We start from the raw sequence: 19,287 nt of genomic DNA, 5'->3' as shown, positions 1-19,287 counted from the left end.
ATTAAAGCCGCTGTCGACAGATAGACCGCCATCGCGAGCAGGCTCGCTCCCACAGGTTCTGTGTTTCAACCGATAAAAAGAGAAATCGGACATGGCTGGCACGCAAACTCCACTGTGCACCGCGTTGCTGATCGATGGGGAGCTTGTCTCCGGCGAGGGATTTGTCGAGCCAATCCTCAACCCGGCCACCGGCGAGGTACTGGCCCATATCGCCGAGGCCAGCATCGAGCAGGTCGAGGCAGCGATCCTGGCCGCCCACCACGCCTTCGACGGATGGTCGCGCACCACCCCGCAACAACGCTCGAACCTGCTGCTGGAGATCGCCAGCGCCGTCGAAAAGCATGCCGATCACCTGGCCCGTCTCGAATCGCTGAACTGCGGCAAGCCATTGCACCTGGCGCGGCAGGACGACCTCAGTGCCACAGTGGATGTGTTCCGTTTCTTCGCCGGCGCCGTGCGCTGCCAGACCGGCCAGCTCAGCGGTGAGTACCTGCCCGGCTACACCAGCATGGTGCGCCGCGACCCGATCGGCGTGGTCGCGTCCATCGCACCGTGGAATTACCCGATCATGATGGCCGCCTGGAAAATCGCCCCGGCCCTGGCCGCCGGCAACACCCTGGTGTTCAAGCCCTCGGAACACACGCCGCTGTCCATCCTCGCCCTGGCGCCACTGCTGGCCGAGATCCTGCCCCGGGGTGTCATCAACGTCATCTGCGGAGGCGGCGAAGGGGTCGGCAGCCATCTGGTCAGCCATCCCAAAGTGCGCATGGTCTCGCTGACCGGCGATATCGTCACCGGCCAGAAAATCCTCCAGGCTGCGGCGAAAACCCTCAAGCGCACGCATCTGGAGCTGGGAGGCAAGGCCCCGGTGATCGTCTGCAACGACGCCGACATCCAGGCGGTGGTCGATGGCGTGCGCACCTACGGCTATTACAACGCCGGCCAGGATTGCACCGCGGCCTGCCGGATCTACGCCCAGGGCGCCATTCACGACCGGCTGGTGGCCGAACTCGGTACGGCAGTCAGCAGCCTGCGTTTTGCCGGCAAACGCGACGCCGACAACGAAATCGGCCCGTTGATCAGCACCCGCCAGCGCGACCGCGTCGCCAGTTTCGTCGAACGCGCCCTCGGCCAACCGCACATCGAACGCATCACCGGCGCGGCGGTGCATTCCGGTGCCGGCTTCTATTACCAACCGACCTTGCTGGCCGGCTGTAAGCAAAGCGATGAAATCGTCCAGCGCGAAGTGTTCGGCCCGGTGGTCACCGTGACCCGCTTCGACGAACTCAGCCAGGCGGTGGATTGGGCCAACGATTCCGAATACGGCCTGGCATCCTCGGTATGGACCCAGAACCTGGACAAGGCGATGCAGGTGGCGGCGCGCCTGCAATACGGCTGCACCTGGATCAACAGTCACTTCATGCTGGTCAGCGAAATGCCCCACGGCGGCCTGAAGCGCTCGGGCTATGGGAAGGACCTGTCCAGTGACTCGCTCCAGGACTACAGCGTGGTACGCCACATCATGGCCCGTCACGGCCAGCATCTATAAACAGCACTACGCTGATAACAGGCCATCCATGGCGCTTCACCATTGAAAAACTGCCCCGACCATAATTAAAGCAAGAGGGATTCCCATGTACGCGCACAACACCGTATTGCTCAGTGCAATCACCCTGGCGCTGCTGACCAGCCTCAGCGTCCAGGCCGCCGAACCGCTCAAGACCGTTGGCAAGGGCGAAGGCCAGTTGGATATCGTGGCCTGGCCGGGTTACATCGAACGAGGCGAAAGCGACAAGGCCTACGATTGGGTGACCGGTTTCGAGAAGGAAACCGGCTGCAAGGTCAATGTGAAAACCGCCGCGACCTCCGACGAAATGGTCAGCCTGATGAGCAAGGGTGGCTACGACCTGGTCACGGCCTCGGGCGACGCTTCGTTGCGGTTGATCGCCGGCAAGCGGGTGCAACCGATCAACACTGCATTGATCCCCAATTGGAAGAACCTCGATCCGCGCCTCAAGGACGCGCCGTGGTACGTGGTCAACCAGCAGACCTACGGCACGCCATATCAGTGGGGACCGAACGTGTTGATGTACAACACCAACGTATTCAAGCAGGCCCCCACCAGTTGGAGCGTGTTGTTCAGCGCCCAGGCCCTGCCCGATGGCAAGCCGAACAAGGGCCGCGTGCAGGCCTACGACGGTCCGATCTACATTGCCGATGCGGCGCTGTACCTCAAGACCGCCAAGCCCGAGCTGGGCATCAAGGATCCGTATCAACTCGACGAAGCCCAATACAAGGCCGTGCTGGAGCTACTGCGGGCCCAGCAACCGTTGATCCACCGCTACTGGCATGACACCACCGTGCAGATGAGTGACTTCAAGAACGAAGGGGTGGTGGCGTCCGGAGCCTGGCCGTATCAGGTCAATGGCCTGATCAACGAAAAACAACCGATCGCCTCGACCATTCCGAAAGAAGGCGCCACCGGCTGGGCCGACACCACCATGCTCCACGCCGAGGCCAAGCACCCCAACTGCGCCTACAAATGGATGGACTGGTCGCTGCAACCAAAGGTCCAGGGTGACGTGGCAGCGTGGTTCGGCTCCTTGCCGGCAGTGCCCGCGGCGTGCCAGGGCAGCGAGCTGCTGGGGGCCGAAGGGTGCAAGACCAACGGCTTCGACCAGTTCGACAAGATCGCCTTCTGGAAAACCCCACAGGCCGAGGGCGGCAAGTTCGTGCCGTACAGCCGCTGGACCCAGGATTACATCGCGATCATGGGCGGGCGGTAAGGTCAGTCTCTCGCCACGAAAGTGGCGATGAACACTGCCTTTGTGGCGAGGGGATTCATCCCCGCTGGGCTGCGAAGCAGCCCCAAAGCAGTCTACTGAATTCACCTGACAAACCGAGTTGGTGGGATTCAGGGGCTGCTTCGCAGCCCAGCGGGGATGAATCCCCTCGCCACAGGACAGTGTTCCCATCATTGAAATTTCATGCCGCACCGCTTTATGGAGCACCGCCCCATGACACTCGCAGTCCAGTTCACCCAGGTTTCCCGTCAATTCGGCGAGGTGAAGGCCGTTGACCGGGTCTCCATCGACATCGAGGACGGCGAGTTCTTTTCCATGCTGGGCCCCTCCGGGTCGGGCAAGACCACCTGCCTGCGGCTGATTGCCGGTTTCGAACAGCCGAGCGCCGGTTCCATCCGCATCCATGGCGAGGAGGCCGCCGGGCTGCCGCCCTATCAACGGGACGTCAACACGGTGTTCCAGGATTACGCCCTCTTTCCCCACATGAACGTACGCGACAACGTGGCCTACGGCTTGAAAGTCAAAGGCGTCGCCAAGGCCGAGCGAATCAAACGTGCCGACGAAGCGCTGGAGATGGTGGCCCTGGGCGGCTATGGCGAACGCAAACCGGTGCAGCTCTCCGGCGGCCAACGCCAGCGCGTCGCCCTGGCCCGTGCGCTGGTCAATCGCCCGCGGGTCTTGCTGCTGGACGAACCCCTGGGCGCCCTCGACCTGAAGCTGCGCGAACAGATGCAAGGCGAATTGAAGAAACTGCAACGCCAGTTGGGCATCACCTTCATTTTCGTCACCCATGACCAGACCGAGGCTTTGTCGATGTCCGACCGGGTGGCGGTGTTCAACAAGGGCCGCATCGAACAGCTGGATACACCGCGCAACCTGTACATGAAACCGGCGACCACCTTCGTCGCGGAATTTGTCGGCACCTCCAACGTGATTCGTGGCGAACTGGCGCGACAGCTGAGCGGTTATCCACAGCCGTTTTCGATCCGCCCGGAACACGTGCGTTTCGCTGAGGGCCCGTTGGGCGGCCATGAAATCGAAGTCCAAGGACTGCTTCACGACATTCAATACCAGGGCAGCGCCACCCGCTACGAGTTGAAACTGGAAAACGGCCAGACTCTGAACCTCAGTCAGGCCAACACTCAGTGGGCCGACAGCACCGCTCAGCACCAGACCGGCCAGCAGCTCAGGGTCCGCTGGGCCCGCGAGGCGATGATTACCCTGCACGACACTGTCGGCGGCGAGGCCTGAGATGAATACACTGGCTCTCCCCCGGACACCTGCACCGGGTTCGCTGCGACGGTTTTCCAACCTGCTGTACCGACGGCCCAACCTTTACCTGTCGATGCTGCTGGTACCGCCGCTGATCTGGTTCGGCGCGATCTACCTGGGCTCGCTGCTGACCTTGCTGTGGCAAGGCTTCTACACCTTCGACGATTTCACCATGGCGGTCACGCCGGACCTGACCCTGGCGAATTTCGCGGCACTGTTCCAACCGTCGAACTTCGACATCATCCTGCGCACCGTGAGCATGGCCATCGCGGTGTCCATCGCCAGCGCCGTCGTCGCGTTTCCCATCGCCTATTACATGGCGCGCTACACCAGCGGCAAGACCAAGGCGTTTTTCTACATCGCGGTGATGTTGCCCATGTGGGCCAGCTACATCGTCAAGGCCTATGCCTGGACATTGTTGCTGGCCAAGGGCGGCGTGGCGCAGTGGTTCATCCAGCACCTGGGCCTGGGGCCGGTGTTGCAGTTCGTGCTGGAAATCCCCGGCGTCGGCGGCAGCACGCTATCCACTTCGCACCTGGGACGCTTCCTGGTGTTTGTCTATATCTGGCTGCCGTTCATGATCCTACCGATCCAGGCGTCCCTGGAACGCCTGCCGCCCTCGCTGCTGCAAGCCTCGGCGGACCTGGGTGCCAAGCCACGCCAGACGTTCATGCAAGTGGTCCTGCCGCTGTCGGTCCCGGGCATCGCCGCCGGCTCGATCTTCACCTTCTCGCTGACCCTGGGGGATTTCATCGTGCCCCAGCTGGTGGGCCCGCCGGGCTACTTCGTCGGCAGCATGGTCTACGCCCAGCAAGGCGCCATCGGCAACATGCCCATGGCCGCCGCCTTCACGCTGGTGCCCATCGTGCTGATCGCCATTTACCTGTCTATCGTCAAGCGCCTGGGGGCTTTCGATGCACTCTGATTCTTCATCCCGGGCTTCATGGGGTTTGCGCATCGCGGCTTGGGGCGGGCTGGTGTTCCTGCACTTCCCGATCCTGATCATCTTCCTCTATGCCTTCAACACTGAGGACGCCGCGTTCAGCTTCCCGCCCCAGGGCATGACCCTGAAATGGTTCAGCGTGGCCTTCGCCCGTCCAGACGTGCTGGAGGCGATCAAGCTGTCGTTGCAGATCGCGACCATCGCCACACTGATCGCCATGGTGCTCGGCACGTTGGCCTCGGCAGCGCTGTATCGCCGCGACTTCTTCGGCAAGCAGGGCATCTCGCTGATGCTGATCCTGCCCATTGCCCTGCCGGGGATCATCACCGGCATTGCGTTACTGGCCACGTTCAAGACCCTGGGAATCGAACCGGGCATGTTCACCATCGTCGTCGGTCACGCGACCTTCTGTGTGGTGATCGTCTACAACAACGTCATCGCCCGGCTGCGCCGCACCTCCCACAGCCTGATCGAGGCCTCGATGGACCTGGGGGCCGATGGTTGGCAGACCTTCCGCTACATCATCCTGCCCAATCTCGGCTCGGCCCTGCTGGCCGGCGGCATGTTGGCGTTCGCGCTGTCGTTCGACGAAATCATTGTCACCACCTTCACTGCCGGCCACGAACGTACCCTGCCGCTCTGGCTGCTCAACCAACTCAGCCGCCCCCGCGACGTGCCGGTGACCAACGTCGTCGCCATGCTCGTGATGCTGGTGACCATGCTGCCGATACTGGGCGCCTATTACCTGACCCGTGGGGGTGAGAGCGTGGCGGGTAGCGGGGGGAAATAGCGATGACCCCATGTGGGAGCGAGCCTGCTCGCGAAAGCGGTGCTCCAGTCAGTGCAAGGGTTGCCTGATGGAACGCCTTCGCGAGCAGGCTCGCTCCCACAAAAAAACAACAACTTGAGAGGACATGGACATGCAAACCAAACTGCTGATCAACGGTCGCCTGGTGAATGGCGAAGGTCCTGGACAGGCCGTGTTCAATCCGGCGCTGGGTCGGGTGCTGGTGGAAATCAACGAAGCCAGCGAAGCCCAGGTCGACGCCGCCGTGCGCGCCGCCGATGACGCCTTCGACACCTGGTCGCAGGTCCCACCCAAGGACCGTTCCCTGCTATTGCTCAAACTGGCCGACGCCATTGAAGCCCATGGCGAAGAACTGGCGAAGCTGGAATCGGACAACTGCGGCAAACCCCTGAGCGCCGCCCTGAACGACGAGATTCCGGCCATTGCCGACGTGTTCCGTTTCTTCGCCGGCGCCAGTCGCTGCATGAACGGCTCGGCGGGGGGCGAGTACCTGCCGGGGCATACCTCGATGATCCGTCGCGATCCGGTGGGCGTCATTGCCTCCATCGCGCCCTGGAACTATCCACTGATGATGGTTGCCTGGAAAATCGCCCCGGCCCTGGCCGCCGGCAATACTGTTGTGCTCAAGCCGTCGGAACAGACGCCCCTGACGGCGCTGCGTCTGGCGGAACTGGCCTCGGAGATTTTCCCGGCGGGCGTACTCAACGTGGTGTTCGGTCGTGGGCAGACCGTCGGCCAGCCGCTGATCACGCACCCGAAAGTGCGCATGGTTTCGCTGACCGGCTCCATCGCCACCGGTTCGCACATCATTTCCAGCACCGCCGACAGCGTCAAACGCACCCACATGGAACTGGGCGGCAAGGCCCCGGTGATCATCTTCGACGACGCCGACATCGACGCCGCCGTGGAAGGCATCCGCACCTTCGGTTTCTACAATGCCGGCCAGGATTGCACTGCGGCCTGCCGCATCTATGCCCAGCGAGGTATCTATGAGCAGTTCGTCGAAAAACTCGGCGCCGCGGTGGGCAGTATCAAGTACGGTCTGCAAACCGCACCGGACACCGAGATGGGCCCGCTGATCACCGCCCAGCATCGCGACCGCGTGGCCGGGCTCGTCGAACGCGCCATCGCCCAGCCACATATCCGTTTGATCACCGGTGGCAAGGCCGTGGACGGCAACGGGTTCTTCTTCGAACCGACGGTACTGGCCGATGCCCAGCAGGACGATGAGATCGTGCGCCGGGAGGTCTTCGGCCCGGTGGTGTCCGTCACCCCGTTCCTCGATGAAGCGCAGGTACTGGACTGGGCCAACGATTCGGACTATGGCCTGGCCTCATCGGTATGGACCCGAGACGTCGGCCGGGCCCATCGCCTGTCGGCACGCTTGCAATATGGCTGCACCTGGGTGAATACCCACTTCATGCTCGTCAGCGAAATGCCCCATGGCGGTCAGAAGCATTCCGGGTATGGCAAGGACATGTCCATGTACGGGCTGGAGGACTACACGGTGGTGCGGCATGTGATGTTCAAGCATTGATCCGAAGAGCCCATCACACCACGACTGGGCAACAAACCTGGTCGTGGTCAGGCGAGGGTCAGTAAGGGACTATCAATTCGACCGAGGGGAAATAGTTGCGGTAACGTTTGGCATCCCGGGTCAACAAAGTCAGGCCCTTCACAGCGGCATGGGCGCCAATGAAAAAATCGGCCAGTACATTAGTCTTTCCGCCACCTACCTTGCGATAGCGCACAAAAGCCTTGCCGGCCAAAAACAACGCCGGTCGAGGTATCTCCAGCATCAACAGACCCAGTTCAGTAACAGCCTCATCCAATGCTTCAAAAGTGGAAAAAGTCTGGGAGAGTTCGGCATAGACAATCGGGTTGATGGCGAGGTCATGGATCTGGGATTGGGCACGCAACTGCTGGATGGACCAGTCAGCCCAAACAGGGTCGTCTTCCAGAACATCAATCAACACGTTGGTGTCGACCAACACCATCAATCGTCACCTCGTAACAGCGCCATCAGCTCATCGGTGCGCCACTTGATATCCGCCTTGCCACGGGCAGCTTCGAAGCGATCGCGAACCGCTTTTTCTGCGGTTCGAGGCTTACCGGCTTGCAGCACCACTTCTCCCTGTGCGTTAACACTGAACTCGACCGCACAACCTGGAATCAGGTGCAACGCATCGCGAATGGGCTTGGGAATGGTGACCTGCCCCTTACTTGTCATTGTCGTCGACACTGTCTTCTCCTTCGATGTATTACCTCAACAAGAAAAGTAATACTTCAAGTACGAACCTGCAACCGCCGCTGATCGTAGGCAAACGCTCTTTGCCTCTTGGGAAAATGCGGCATTTCAAAACCGCGAAACACTCCTCATCGCATCCACCAGGTAACGCATGGCGATCCGGTCGTTTTCCGACAGCTCGCGGTAGCGTTCCACCAGTCGCAGTTCCTCCAGGCTAAGGCGCCGCGTCCGGCGCGCGTTGTGCAGGCATGGAAAGAATCCCAGCATTTCGGCAATGCCCTGTAGTTTCGTCATGAACAGTGTCCTTGTGTACGTCGAATTGATTCCCGGAGCCTGCCGGGCCCGCGGACGGAACCCCTTTGCCAAGCTAAAGAATAGGGGCGATTCACACAGCGAGGAGGCAGTTTTAGAGTAATTAGTCAAAAAAATGCAGATGTCTCCGAGAAAAAAGAAATATCTGTAAGAAAATTTAACCAAGCCACGCTTTCCTTTCTCAGCCGTCGACGTATCCCTATGATTTTGCGCCTCGGTGAACCGATCCGGTTATCAAGCATCTGTTCTAACGTTGTTTGGCCAAAGGCATGTCCGAACTCCTTTATCAGTTTTATCAGTCCTTGTTGCCAGGAACGGCTGGGGATTGTTTCGAGAAAGGTCGTATTTATGCATCGCAGGAATCTGCTCAAGGCCTCCATGGCTTTCGCCGCCTATACCGGGCTTTCGGCTTCGGGTCTTATGGCAGCACGGGCCTGGGCCGCCGATCAGACGGCAGACGGCGAAGCCCGCCCCTTCGACTTCAAGAACCTGAAGGACCAGGCCAAACGGCTGGCCGGGCAACGTTACGTCGACACCAAGCAAGTCTTGCCAGAAACATTGGCGATGATGTCGCCACTGCAGTTCAACGCGATCCGGTATGACGCCAACCATTCGTTGTGGAATGAGCTGGATGGCCAACTGGACGTACAGTTTTTCCACGTTGGCATGGGTTTCAAACAGCCGGTGCGCATGCACAGCGTCGATCCGAAGACCCGCCTGGCCCGTGAAGTGCACTTCCGCCCGGAGTTGTTCAACTACGAGAAAACCACGGTCAACACCGCGCAACTGAAGGGTGACCTGGGCTTCTCCGGATTCCGGGCCTTCAAGGCGCCGGAGCTGGACCGGCACGACATCGTTTCGTTTCTGGGCGCCAGTTATTTCCGCGCCGTGGACGCCAGCGGCCAGTACGGACTCTCGGCCCGCGGATTGGCAATCGATACGTATGCCAAGCACCGCGAGGAATTTCCGGACTTCACCCAGTTCTGGTTCGAAACCCCGGACAAGAACAGCACCCGCTTCGTGGTCTATGCCCTGCTCGACTCCCCCAGCGCCACCGGGGCCTATCGTTTTGACATCGATTGCCAGCCCACCCGAGTCGTGATGGAAGTCGACGCCCACATCAACGCTCGGACCGCCATCGAGCAACTGGGCATTGCGCCGATGACCAGCATGTTCAGTTGCGGCACCGTCGAACGACGGATGTGCGACACCATTCACCCGCAGATCCACGACTCCGACCGACTGGCCATGTGGCGCGGCAATGGCGAATGGGTCTGCCGCCCGCTGAACAACCCCGCCACCCTGCAATTCAACGCCTTTGCCGACAAGAACCCGAAAGGCTTCGGCCTGGTGCAGACCGACCATAGCTTCGAGAGCTACCAGGACACCGTGGACTGGTACAGCAAGCGTCCAAGCCTGTGGGTCGAGCCGACAACGGCCTGGGGCGAAGGCTCTGTGGATCTGCTGGAAATTCCTACGACCGGCGAAACCCTGGATAACATCGTCGCGTTCTGGTCGCCGAAGAAACCGGTCGCGGCCGGCGACTCGCTGAACTATGGCTACAAACTCTACTGGAGCGCCCTGCCGCCGGTGAGCACCGAGCTGGCCCAGGTCCACGCGAGCCGTTCCGGGATGGGTGGTTTCATCGAAGGTTGGGCACCGGGCGAGCATTACCCGACCGTCTGGGCCCGACGCTTTGCAGTGGACTTCAGTGGCGGCGGTCTCGACCAGCTACCCCCTGGGACTGGCATCGAACCGGTGGTGACCTGCTCCCATGGCGAGGTGAAAGACTTCAACGTGCTGGTGGTGGATGCGATCAAGGGCTATCGCATCACCTTCGACTGGTACCCGACCGACGACCGCGTGGACCCGGTGGAAATGCGCCTGTTCATTCGCACCAAGGACCGGACCCTGAGCGAGACCTGGCTGTACCAGTACTTCCCGCCGGCGCCGGATAAGCGCAAGTATCCCTGATAGTTATTGGTCGTCCGGGCTGGCCCCATCGCGAGCAGGCTCGCTCCCACACAGTGATCTCATTGCATAGGGATTCCTTGTGGGAGCGAGCCTGCTCGCGATGAGGCCGGTGCAAGCAGAGAAAATTTCAACTAAAGAAAAGCCCCGGCCTGAACGACCGGGGCTTTGTTTTGACAGGAACAGTCAGTCCCGCAGATCGGACTCATGGATCGGCTGGTCCCGATGGGTCGCCCGCTGATACTGCGCCGGCCATACCGCCTTGCGTCCGCCCAGGTCATCATCGGCATGCAGCGCCCAGTACGGATCGCGCAACAACTCGCGGGCCAGGAAAATGATGTCGGCCTGACAGGTTCGCAGGATGTGCTCGGCCTGGGCCGGTTCGGTGATCATGCCAACGGTGCCGGTGGCGATTTCCGACTCCTTGCGCACTCGTTCAGCGAAGCGTGTCTGGTAACCCGGACCAGTGGGGATTTCCGCATTCGCCGCGGTACCGCCCGATGACACATCGATCAGGTCCACCCCCAGAGCCCTGAATCGCCGCGCCAGTTCAACGGTTTCATCAGGATTCCAGCCGTCCTCGACCCAATCGGTGGCCGAGACGCGCACGAACACCGGCAACTCCTGGGGCCATACGGCCCTGACCGCTTCGGTGACCTGCAGCACCAGCCGGATACGGTTCTCGAACGAACCACCATATTGATCGCGCCGCTGATTGCTCAACGGAGACAGGAACTGATGCAGCAGATAGCCGTGGGCCGCATGGACCTCGACCACCTTGAACCCGGCCGTCAAGGCGCGTCTGGCCGCCTCCACGAACGCCTGGATGACGCCGTTGATCTGTCCCTCGTCCAGTTGGGCCGGCTGGGTGTGCTGCGGATCGAAGGCAATCGGCGAGGGCCCCACCGGCACCCAGCCGCCATCCGCGGGTTTTACGCTGCCATGCTTGCCCAGCCAGGGCCGCCAGGTACTGGCCTTGCGCCCGGCATGGGCCAGTTGAATGCCTGGCACGGAGCCTTGGGCGGTGATGAAACGGGTGATGCGTTGCAGGGGTTCGATCTGTTCATCGTTCCACAGCCCCAGGTCCTGGGCGGTGATACGGCCGTCGGCGGTGACAGCGGTGGCTTCAGTGAATACCAGGCCGGCACCACCCACGGCACGACTGCCGAGGTGCACCAGGTGCCAGTCATTGGCCAGGCCATCGACGCTCGAATACTGGCACATCGGTGATACCGCGATGCGATTGGGCAGGGTCAATTGACGTACGGTATAGGGTTCAAGCAGCAGACTCATGGGGCACCTCTTCGAATCAGTGGGCAGGCTCCAGGTTCTGTTTGAAAAGTCGACGAGTGACAAAAGGTGCAGCACCCGCCCCCGCGGGCAAAGAAAATGGTCAAGACGTCACAAGGGCTATCAACCAGTGTTTAGAGCCTAGTCGACAACCTGGGATAAGGCAGGGTTCCGCGGTTAAAACAAGTTCGTGTGGCGAGGGGAAATCATCGCCTTGGCAAATCTGTGGGCCTACCGCGGCTCGATATGGGCAATCATCAACTGCACCGTTTCCTGGCCACGAAACTCGTTGAGGTCGAGTTTGTAGGCCAGTTCGACCCAGCGCACGGTCGGGTTCGGCCAGACATCGCGGTCGATGCCAAAGGCGATGCCATCGAGCTTCACCGAACCGCACTCGCTCTTGAGTACCACCTTCAGGTGTCGTTCGCCCACCACCCGCTGCTCGACCAACTGGAACACACCGTGGAACATCGGCTCCGGAAAATGCTGGCCCCAGGGGCCGGCATGGCGCAGGGCCCGGGCCAGTTCCAGGTGGAATTCTTCCACCGCCAGGGTGCCATCCGACAGCAGGCGTCCGGTCAGGTCTTCTTCACGCAACTGCCTGCGCACTTCCGCGTCGAACGCCTCGGCGAACAATGGGAAGTTCGCCTCGGGCAATGACAACCCTGCCGCCATGGCATGACCGCCGTACTTGGTGATCAGGGTCGGATGCTGCGCCGCCACGACACTCAGGGCGTCGCGAATATGAAAGCCCTGCACCGATCGGCCAGAGCCCTTGAGCATGCCGTCTCCGGCGTCGGCAAAGGCAATGGTCGGACGGAAGTAACGCTCTTTCATACGGGAGGCGAGGATGCCGATGACGCCTTGGTGCCACTGCGGATCGAACAGGCACAGACCGAACGGCATCGATTCCACCGGCAGCTCCTTGAGCTGGGCCAGCGCCTCACGCTGCATGCCCTGCTCGATGGATTTGCGTTCCTGGTTCATGCCATCCAGTTGCGCGGCCATCTCCCGGGCCAATGCCGCGTCATCGGTGAGCAGGCATTCGATGCCCAGGCTCATGTCGTCCAGGCGCCCCGCCGCATTCAGGCGCGGACCCAGGATGAACCCGAGGTCGGTGGAGGTAATGCGCGAATGATCGCGCCGGGCCACTTCCAGAATGGCCTTGATGCCAGGGCGCGCACGCCCGGCGCGAATGCGCTCAAGGCCCTGATGCACGAGAATCCGGTTGTTGGCGTCCAGGGGCACCACGTCGGCCACGCTGCCCAGGGCCACCAGGTCCAGCAACTCGCCGATGTTCGGCTGCGGTTTGCTGGCGTACCAACCCAGGCTGCGCAACCGCGCGCGCAGGGCCATCAGCACGTAGAAAATCACCCCGACACCCGCCAGCGCCTTGCTCGGGAATTCACAGCCCGGCTGGTTCGGATTGACGATGGCATCGGCCGCCGGCAATTCGGTGCCCGGCAAGTGGTGGTCGGTCACCAGCACCTTGAGCCCTGCCGCTTTCGCCGCCGCCACGCCTTCCACGCTGGAAATACCGTTGTCCACCGTGATCAGCAGTTGCGGCTCGCGGGTCAGGGCGACTTCGACGATTTCCGGGGTCAGTCCGTAGCCGTAATCGAAGCGATTGGGCACCAGATAATCGACATGGGCCGCCCCCAGCAGGCGTAGCCCCAACAGGCCCACGGTGCTGGCCGTGGCGCCGTCGGCATCGAAGTCGCCGACGATCAGGATCCGTTGGCGCTGCTCCAGGGCCACCACCAGGAGATCCACCGCCGCATCGATGCCCTTGAGCTGCTGGTAGGGAATCAGGCGCGCCAGGCTCTTGTCCAGTTCGGCCTCGGACTGCACGCCACGCGCCGCGTACAGGCGGGTCAGCAGAGGGGGCAAGTCACCGAGGAACGGCAGGGTGTCGGGGAGCTGGCGGGGTTCTATGCGCATGGGGTGACAGACATTCTTCTATGGGTCATTGAAACTATCGGCAAAAGAGCTGCATGTGGGAGCGAGCCTGCTCGCGATAGCGCTGTGTCAGTCTCTGGGTAGCGAGATGATCCACCGCTATCGCGAGCAGGCTCGCTCCCACAGGAATCAACCGCGCTCGCCCAGCAACCACTGCAACTGAACTTCATGCTGGCCACGGTCGTCGGTCACGAACATCGTCCCCTCGCTGATCATCACATCCCACTTGATCACGCGAGGCATGTCCTGGGCCAGGGTTTCCAGCACGTCCTGGGGCACCGCGGCGATGTTGACGTTCTTCAGGCCTTTCACCGCCGGGATCACCTTGCCCTCCCAGACCCGCAGGCTGCCATAAGCCAATAGGCTGGTGCGTTCGGTACGACGCGAACACCAGGTCAGGCGATCGACGTCAGGCTGACCGACTTCAATCCAATGCAGCACGCGGTCATCCAAGCTTTTTTCCCACAGTGCCGGTTCATCGACGTCTGACAGACCGCGACCAAACGACAGCAGCTCGTTGTACCAGAGTGCGTAGGCCAACAGCCGCACGGTCATGCGCTCCTCGGTTTCCGAAGGATGGCGGGCAATGGTCTGCTTCACATTCTCGTAGACATTGCGGTCGAGGTCGGTGAGGTTCAGTTCAAACTTGTAGGTCGTGGACGGCTGGGCCATGAACGGGCTTCTTGATACGTGGAAAGGCGGCAAGTCTAACCGATGAAACGGCAAATCCACGAATTGCCGACCATCAACCTGCGGCGACTGGCGCTGGCCTATGATAAAACCCTCCATTCGTTCCGTTTTGTCCTACAGGATCTTTCATGTCGCTCACAGCCAAACCCCTTGCCGGGGTCAAAGTCATCGAACTCGGCACGTTGATCGCCGGGCCTTTTGCCTCGCGGATCTGTGCAGAATTCGGTGCCGAAGTGGTCAAGGTCGAGTCGCCTGACGGCGGCGATCCGCTGCGCAAGTGGCGCAAGTTGTATGAAGGCACTTCCCTGTGGTGGTTCGTCCAGGCGCGTAACAAGAAATCCCTGACCTTGAACCTGAAACACCCCGACGGTCTGGCGATTCTGAAGCAGCTGATTGGCGAGGCCGACATCCTGATCGAGAACTTTCGTCCCGGCGTACTGGAAAAACTCGGCCTGGGCTGGGATGTGCTGCACGCGCTGAACCCGAAACTGGTGATGGTGCGTCTCTCCGGTTTCGGTCAGACCGGACCGATGAAAGATCAGCCCGGGTTTGGCGCAGTGGGCGAATCCATGGGCGGCCTGCGCTACATCACCGGGTTCGAAGACCGCCCACCGGTGCGCACCGGGATTTCCATCGGTGACTCCATTGCCGCCCTCTGGGGCGTGATCGGCGCGCTGATGGCCCTGCGTCACCGCGAGGTCAACGGCGGCAGCGGACAAGTGGTGGACGTGGCGTTGTACGAGGCGATATTCGCCATGATGGAAAGCATGGTGCCGGAGTTCGACGTGTTCGGTTTCATCCGCGAGCGCACCGGCAATATCATGCCTGGCATCACCCCCTCGTCGATCCACACCAGCGCCGATGGCAAGCATGTGCAGATTGGTGCCAATGGCGACGCGATCTTCAAGCGTTTCATGCAGATCATCGGCCGTGACGACCTGGCCAATGACCCGCAACTGGCCAGCAATGACGGCCGTGACAGCCGCCGTGACGAGTTGTACGGCGTCATCGATCGCTGGGTCAATTCACTGCCGCTCGATACCGTTATCGAACAGTTGAACCAGGCCGAAGTACCGGCCAGCCGGATCTTCAGCGCCGAAGACATGTTCAGCGACCCACAATTCCTGGCCCGTGAAATGTTCCTGCAAGCCAAACTGCCGGACGGCAAGGCGTTCAAGATGCCAGGCATCGTGCCAAAACTGTCCGACACGCCGGGCAGCGCCGAATGGGTCGGGCCAACGCTTGGAGAACACAATGCCCAGGTGCTTGGCGAGCTTGGCTACGATGCGCAGCAAATCGCTCGCCTGCGCAAGGAGGGGGCGATTTAAAAGGTTCGAACGTGAAACCGTCCGTCGAGGTATTTCCACGCTGGGCAGGTAAACGGCAGGCAAAAAGAAACCCCGAGAAGTGGGGAGACGACTCGGGGTTAAACGTGACCATTCGAGGTCCGTGCAACAAGCGACAAGCACCGGAGCACAATGCTTGATCTTGTTGGTAAAAGGTCTGACTCACCAGGTGGTAGGAAGGTTCCCACAACCTGCCATTCAATTCGCGGCGGTCATGACCTTGTCACGCGCCACATTACGCAGTGCCGCGATCACACAGGGCTCCAGGCGCCCCTCGGCGATCAATACATCCCGATGCAGACCATCGACCACATCCGTCAGTTGACGCTTATCGGTCAACTGCGCCTGATTGAACACCCGCTCAACCATGATGGCTCCAGAAGCATTCTTCAGCGTCACAAGGCATTCGCCAGTGGCGCCGGAGGGGGTCAGCGTGACCTGATACGGGCTCAAAGCCTCACCCAGCAATAGGCTGATACTTTCCATTCGATCACCCTTCAATAGTCCGAAAACAACTGCATGTGCACATTAAGTGACCGTGGGCCGCAGCAGAAAGTTCGTCAGCGTACCGAACCGGCGTCCCCCGAACCTGTTCAACCGAGCATGCGCGTTCAATATGACAGAGAAACAACAGCCTTCGCGGGCAGCCGCGTTTGTCATGCGCCTGCATCAGGCCAGGAGCCTTTGCGAGCGCCGCCAACGCCGCCCCGCGTCGCTCCAGCCCCCCAAGAGACCTCGCAACTGTCCATCGGCACCGTAGAACGGCACCGACCAATGGTAGATATCCCGTAATCCACTGTTGAACATCACCTGGCGGTCGCTGAAGCGGGACTGCCCTGTTCGCAACTGCTCCATCATCTCCCCATGCAGCAACTCGGCCGTGGTCGCCGGAAACGTGGGAGAGTCGGTCAAGCGTGTGCCGCGCAGCTTTTCGAAGCGGGTCGCGAACTGTTCTTCATAGCTCTTGTTGCACATGAGCAGACGCCCTTCCAGATCTCGGATGAAAATCGGATCGGGAATGGCGTCCATCAAGGCTTTCTGGAGCATCAACTGGTCGTTGAGGACCGCTTCGGCCTTGTGGCGTTGATCGATCTGTATCTGCAGGCGTCGGCTCCACAGCAGCGACAGAAGGCCGGATACCCCGAGCACGACGACACACCAGTAACCCCATTGGGACACTCGCAGCCAAAGCGAGGGCGCCTTGCTGGGAACGACACCCGCCATCCACTTGGAACGCAGGGCACGCATTTCCTCGGCCGGAAACGCTTCCAGTGCCTTGTTCAGGATACTCAGCAGCGGCAGTAGATCCTGACGTACAGCCAGATAGTCCGGTTCCCACTTGCCATCAAGATTTTTTCCTACCTTCAACTGTCCCGCCGGATAGAGATGCACTCCGGTTTCGTTTTCGATGGTGGCATGGGCTTCCCCACTTTCCACCAGCGCCCTCGCCTCCGCGTAGGTCTTGACCGTGCGCAGCTCGACGGTGGGGTGATCACGGCGTATCTCCGTCTCCAACGCATGCCGTGCCGGCAGCGCCAGGACCTTCCCCTTCAGCTGTTCCAGCGAATGGAGCGCCGGCTCCCCGTCGCGACCGACGAATACCCAGCCGGAACCGCCAAATGCGTGACTGAAGTTGAGGAAATCCCGGCGTTCGTCGTTCATCGCCATGGTGGTCGTCATGTCGGCCTCGCCCCGCTCCAGCATCGCCAGCAATTGGTCGGGAGAGAACGACTCCCGGTGCACGAACTCGAGGCCCGTCATGCGTGCAATGCGCAGGAGAATATCGTTGTTCAGCCCGTTCCACTGCCCACGTTCATTCTTGAACAGGTACAACGGAAATTGCATCGAGGCCACGACGACCCTGGGGTGCTCCTGGATCCACTGCAACTCCTGAGCGTCCAGTACCAGCCGCTCGCCGGATTGGAACGGTGGCGCTTCAAAGGCTGCCAGTTGTGCCGCCCCGCCCCATTGCATCCAGCACATCAAGGCCAGCCCTGTCATCCAGCTCAGCGCTGGTTTGCATTTGATAAAAAACAACATCTGCATTTCCTTCGAGATGACTCGCCCGTCCCTCCAAGGGGCGAAAACCCGATCATTTTGGCATGCAGAAACAAGAAAGCCCGTCAGGAGACGGGCTTCAAAATGTGACAGGTTTCAGCGATCAGAGGGGCTTGCCGCGGTTGCCATGCTGACTGACAAAGGCCTGTACGGCTTTCAGGTCATTAGGCAGCACTGTGCAGCGCTCTTCTCTCTCAAACAAATCCGAAAGATGTGCAGGTAGTTCAAGCGCTTTTCCTACACCAGCTTTCTCCACCGCTTCCGGGAACTTGACCGGGTGAGCGGTCCCCAGAATCACCATGGGGATGTCCAGGCTGCGGCGGCACTCACGGGCAGCCCTCACGCCGATGGCGGTGTGCGGGTCGAGCAACTCGCCGCTCTGTCCGAACACCTCGGCAATGGTTTCGCAGGTTTGCGCGTCGTCCACCGCCAGGGAGTCGAACAGCTTGCGGGCTTCGGTCCAGCGCTCGGCCTCGACGCTGAAACCACCACCCTGGCGGAAACTGTCCATCAGGCCGGCAATCGCCGCGCCGTTGCGACCATGCAGGTCGAACAACAGGCGCTCGAAGTTCGACGACACCATGATGTCCATGGAAGGCGACAGTGTGGCGTGGAGGGTTTCCTTGACGTACTGGTTGCCGCTCATGAAGCGGTGCAGGATGTCGTTGCGGTTGGTGGCGACGATCAGTTGATTGATCGGCAGGCCCATGTTGCGCGCCAGGTAGCCGGCAAAGATGTCACCGAAGTTGCCGGTGGGCACCGAGAACGACACCGAACGGGCCGGACCGCCCAATTGCAGGGCTGCGTGGAAGTAATAGACGATCTGGGCCATGATCCGCGCCCAGTTGATCGAGTTCACTGCCACCAGCCGCGTGCCCTTGAGGAAGCCCTGGTCGGCGAAACTGGCCTTGACCATTTCCTGGCAGTCATCGAAGTTGCCTTCGATGGCGATGTTGTGGATGTTATCACCGAAGATCGTCGTCATTTGCCGGCGCTGCACTTCCGAGACACGGTTGTGCGGATGCAGGATGAAGATGTCGACATTCTCACAGTGCTTGCAGCCTTCGATGGCGGCCGAACCGGTGTCGCCGGAGGTTGCACCGACAATGACCACGCGCTCGCCACGCTTTTGCAGCACGTAGTCCAGCAGACGACCGAGCAATTGCAGGGCGAAGTCCTTGAATGCCAGGGTCGGGCCGTGGAACAGCTCCATCACCCATTCGTTACCGTTGAGCTGACGCAGCGGGGCAATGGCGTTGTGGGAAAAGACGCCATAGGTCTCTTCCAGGATCTTCTTGAAGTCGGCGTCCGGGATGCTGCCGGTGACGAACGGACGCATGACCCGGAAGGCCAGCTCGTGATACGGCAGGCCGGCCCAGGAGGCAATTTCTTCCTGGGTGAAACGCGGCAGGTTTTCCGGCACATAGAGGCCGCCGTCCGTGGCCAGGCCGGCCAGCAGGACATCTTCGAAATTCAGGGCCGGTGCCTGGCCGCGGGTGCTGATATAGCGCATAAGGGCAAACCTTCGGTTTGAGCTTCGAGCTTCAAGCTACAAGCTACGAGTGAAAGCCGATCCGCTTTCAACC

The 19,287-nt window shown here is 60.9% G+C and carries 17 protein-coding genes; 8 read left to right on the top strand and 9 right to left on the bottom strand.

Annotated elements, in window-relative coordinates:
- Positions 1 to 91 precede the first annotated feature (91 nt).
- The 6 genes from ACODTO_RS03910 to ACODTO_RS03885 all read left to right on the top strand — a co-directional run bounded on the left by ACODTO_RS03910 (position 92) and on the right by ACODTO_RS03885 (position 7,364).
- Positions 92 to 1,549: a gamma-aminobutyraldehyde dehydrogenase gene (locus ACODTO_RS03910; RefSeq protein WP_489105996.1), complete on the top strand. Its 1,458-nt coding sequence runs from the start codon at positions 92 to 94 to the stop codon at positions 1,547 to 1,549.
- Between the two features lie 85 nt (positions 1,550 to 1,634).
- The gene (gene ydcS / locus ACODTO_RS03905) at positions 1,635 to 2,786 is read left to right on the top strand and encodes a putative ABC transporter substrate-binding protein YdcS (protein ID WP_139646065.1); all 1,152 of its coding nucleotides are present in this window, start codon (positions 1,635 to 1,637) and stop codon (positions 2,784 to 2,786) included.
- A gap of 231 nt (positions 2,787 to 3,017) precedes the next feature.
- Positions 3,018 to 4,055, top strand: coding sequence for an ABC transporter ATP-binding protein (locus ACODTO_RS03900; RefSeq protein ID WP_489105995.1), 1,038 nt, complete (start codon positions 3,018 to 3,020; stop codon positions 4,053 to 4,055).
- Between the two features lies 1 nt (position 4,056).
- Positions 4,057 to 5,001 carry an ABC transporter permease gene (locus ACODTO_RS03895; protein WP_139646061.1) on the top strand — a complete coding sequence of 315 codons (945 nt, stop codon included), beginning with the start codon at positions 4,057 to 4,059 and terminating at the stop codon, positions 4,999 to 5,001.
- Positions 4,991 to 5,809 carry an ABC transporter permease gene (locus ACODTO_RS03890; protein ID WP_139646059.1) on the top strand — a complete coding sequence of 273 codons (819 nt, stop codon included), beginning with the start codon at positions 4,991 to 4,993 and terminating at the stop codon, positions 5,807 to 5,809. Before ACODTO_RS03895 ends, ACODTO_RS03890 begins: the two co-directional genes overlap by 11 nt.
- A gap of 130 nt (positions 5,810 to 5,939) precedes the next feature.
- A complete protein-coding gene (locus ACODTO_RS03885) occupies positions 5,940 to 7,364 on the top strand; it encodes a gamma-aminobutyraldehyde dehydrogenase (protein ID WP_175361644.1) in 1,425 nt (474 codons plus the stop codon).
- A gap of 58 nt (positions 7,365 to 7,422) precedes the next feature.
- On the opposite strand, the gene ACODTO_RS03880 is transcribed toward ACODTO_RS03885, so the two are convergent.
- The 3 genes from ACODTO_RS03880 to ACODTO_RS03870 all read right to left on the bottom strand — a co-directional run bounded on the left by ACODTO_RS03880 (position 7,423) and on the right by ACODTO_RS03870 (position 8,369).
- Complete coding sequence (locus ACODTO_RS03880) at positions 7,423 to 7,824, bottom strand: type II toxin-antitoxin system VapC family toxin (RefSeq protein WP_047702114.1); 402 nt, start codon at positions 7,822 to 7,824, stop codon at positions 7,423 to 7,425.
- A complete protein-coding gene (locus ACODTO_RS03875; protein ID WP_139646055.1) occupies positions 7,824 to 8,069 on the bottom strand; it encodes an AbrB/MazE/SpoVT family DNA-binding domain-containing protein in 246 nt (81 codons plus the stop codon). Before ACODTO_RS03875 ends, ACODTO_RS03880 begins: the two co-directional genes overlap by 1 nt.
- A gap of 114 nt (positions 8,070 to 8,183) precedes the next feature.
- Positions 8,184 to 8,369 (bottom strand): hypothetical protein, encoded by a 186-nt coding sequence (locus ACODTO_RS03870; RefSeq protein WP_489105994.1) that lies wholly within the window; start codon positions 8,367 to 8,369, stop codon positions 8,184 to 8,186.
- A 366-nt stretch (positions 8,370 to 8,735) separates the two neighbouring features.
- On the opposite strand from ACODTO_RS03870, the gene ACODTO_RS03865 reads away from it, so the two are divergent.
- Positions 8,736 to 10,361, top strand: coding sequence for a glucan biosynthesis protein D (locus ACODTO_RS03865; protein WP_139646053.1), 1,626 nt, complete (start codon positions 8,736 to 8,738; stop codon positions 10,359 to 10,361).
- Positions 10,362 to 10,544: 183 nt separating this feature from the next.
- Here ACODTO_RS03865 and ACODTO_RS03860 read toward each other — a convergent pair whose 3' ends face one another.
- From ACODTO_RS03860 to ACODTO_RS03850, 3 genes are all read right to left on the bottom strand, one after another.
- Entirely contained in the window at positions 10,545 to 11,651 is a 1,107-nt protein-coding gene (locus ACODTO_RS03860; protein WP_489105993.1) for an NADH:flavin oxidoreductase/NADH oxidase, read from the bottom strand.
- Between the two features lie 228 nt (positions 11,652 to 11,879).
- Entirely contained in the window at positions 11,880 to 13,589 is a 1,710-nt protein-coding gene (recJ, locus tag ACODTO_RS03855) for a single-stranded-DNA-specific exonuclease RecJ (RefSeq protein WP_489105992.1), read from the bottom strand.
- Positions 13,590 to 13,736: 147 nt separating this feature from the next.
- Positions 13,737 to 14,279 carry a YaeQ family protein gene (locus ACODTO_RS03850; RefSeq protein ID WP_024778953.1) on the bottom strand — a complete coding sequence of 181 codons (543 nt, stop codon included), beginning with the start codon at positions 14,277 to 14,279 and terminating at the stop codon, positions 13,737 to 13,739.
- A gap of 146 nt (positions 14,280 to 14,425) precedes the next feature.
- Here ACODTO_RS03850 and ACODTO_RS03845 point away from each other — a divergent pair, with 146 nt between their 5' ends.
- Positions 14,426 to 15,625, top strand: a complete 1,200-nt coding sequence (locus ACODTO_RS03845) for a CaiB/BaiF CoA transferase family protein (RefSeq protein ID WP_489105991.1) — start codon at positions 14,426 to 14,428, stop codon at positions 15,623 to 15,625.
- 216 nt (positions 15,626 to 15,841) lie between these two features.
- Here ACODTO_RS03845 and ACODTO_RS03840 read toward each other — a convergent pair whose 3' ends face one another.
- From ACODTO_RS03840 to thrC, 3 genes are all read right to left on the bottom strand, one after another.
- Positions 15,842 to 16,129: a DUF3509 domain-containing protein gene (locus tag ACODTO_RS03840; protein WP_139646045.1), complete on the bottom strand. Its 288-nt coding sequence runs from the start codon at positions 16,127 to 16,129 to the stop codon at positions 15,842 to 15,844.
- A 183-nt stretch (positions 16,130 to 16,312) separates the two neighbouring features.
- Entirely contained in the window at positions 16,313 to 17,683 is a 1,371-nt protein-coding gene (locus tag ACODTO_RS03835) for a transporter substrate-binding domain-containing protein (RefSeq protein WP_175385125.1), read from the bottom strand.
- A 121-nt stretch (positions 17,684 to 17,804) separates the two neighbouring features.
- On the bottom strand, positions 17,805 to 19,214 hold the full coding sequence (thrC, locus tag ACODTO_RS03830) for a threonine synthase (RefSeq protein ID WP_041024825.1): 1,410 nt from the start codon (positions 19,212 to 19,214) through the stop codon (positions 17,805 to 17,807).
- Positions 19,215 to 19,287 lie beyond the last annotated feature (73 nt).

This window comes from Pseudomonas sp. FG13 (assembly GCF_057809755.1).
Note: the sequence above shows the minus strand (reverse complement) of the source record. Positions and strands in the feature narration are given on the sequence as shown.

Excerpts from the sequence above, each read along its gene's own strand:
- ACODTO_RS03910 (WP_489105996.1), top strand. The coding sequence starts at position 92 with ATGGCTGGCACGCAAACTCCACTGTGCACCGCGTTGCTGATCGATGGG.
- ydcS (WP_139646065.1), top strand. The coding sequence starts at position 1,635 with ATGTACGCGCACAACACCGTATTGCTCAGTGCAATCACCCTGGCGCTG.
- ACODTO_RS03900 (WP_489105995.1), top strand. The coding sequence starts at position 3,018 with ATGACACTCGCAGTCCAGTTCACCCAGGTTTCCCGTCAATTCGGCGAG.
- ACODTO_RS03895 (WP_139646061.1), top strand. The coding sequence starts at position 4,057 with ATGAATACACTGGCTCTCCCCCGGACACCTGCACCGGGTTCGCTGCGA.
- ACODTO_RS03890 (WP_139646059.1), top strand. The coding sequence starts at position 4,991 with ATGCACTCTGATTCTTCATCCCGGGCTTCATGGGGTTTGCGCATCGCG.
- ACODTO_RS03885 (WP_175361644.1), top strand. The coding sequence starts at position 5,940 with ATGCAAACCAAACTGCTGATCAACGGTCGCCTGGTGAATGGCGAAGGT.
- ACODTO_RS03880 (WP_047702114.1), bottom strand. The coding sequence starts at position 7,824 with ATGGTGTTGGTCGACACCAACGTGTTGATTGATGTTCTGGAAGACGAC.
- ACODTO_RS03870 (WP_489105994.1), bottom strand. The coding sequence starts at position 8,369 with ATGACGAAACTACAGGGCATTGCCGAAATGCTGGGATTCTTTCCATGC.
- ACODTO_RS03865 (WP_139646053.1), top strand. The coding sequence starts at position 8,736 with ATGCATCGCAGGAATCTGCTCAAGGCCTCCATGGCTTTCGCCGCCTAT.
- ACODTO_RS03860 (WP_489105993.1), bottom strand. The coding sequence starts at position 11,651 with ATGAGTCTGCTGCTTGAACCCTATACCGTACGTCAATTGACCCTGCCC.
- recJ (WP_489105992.1), bottom strand. The coding sequence starts at position 13,589 with ATGCGCATAGAACCCCGCCAGCTCCCCGACACCCTGCCGTTCCTCGGT.
- ACODTO_RS03850 (WP_024778953.1), bottom strand. The coding sequence starts at position 14,279 with ATGGCCCAGCCGTCCACGACCTACAAGTTTGAACTGAACCTCACCGAC.
- ACODTO_RS03845 (WP_489105991.1), top strand. The coding sequence starts at position 14,426 with ATGTCGCTCACAGCCAAACCCCTTGCCGGGGTCAAAGTCATCGAACTC.
- ACODTO_RS03840 (WP_139646045.1), bottom strand. The coding sequence starts at position 16,129 with ATGGAAAGTATCAGCCTATTGCTGGGTGAGGCTTTGAGCCCGTATCAG.
- ACODTO_RS03835 (WP_175385125.1), bottom strand. The coding sequence starts at position 17,683 with ATGTTGTTTTTTATCAAATGCAAACCAGCGCTGAGCTGGATGACAGGG.
- thrC (WP_041024825.1), bottom strand. The coding sequence starts at position 19,214 with ATGCGCTATATCAGCACCCGCGGCCAGGCACCGGCCCTGAATTTCGAA.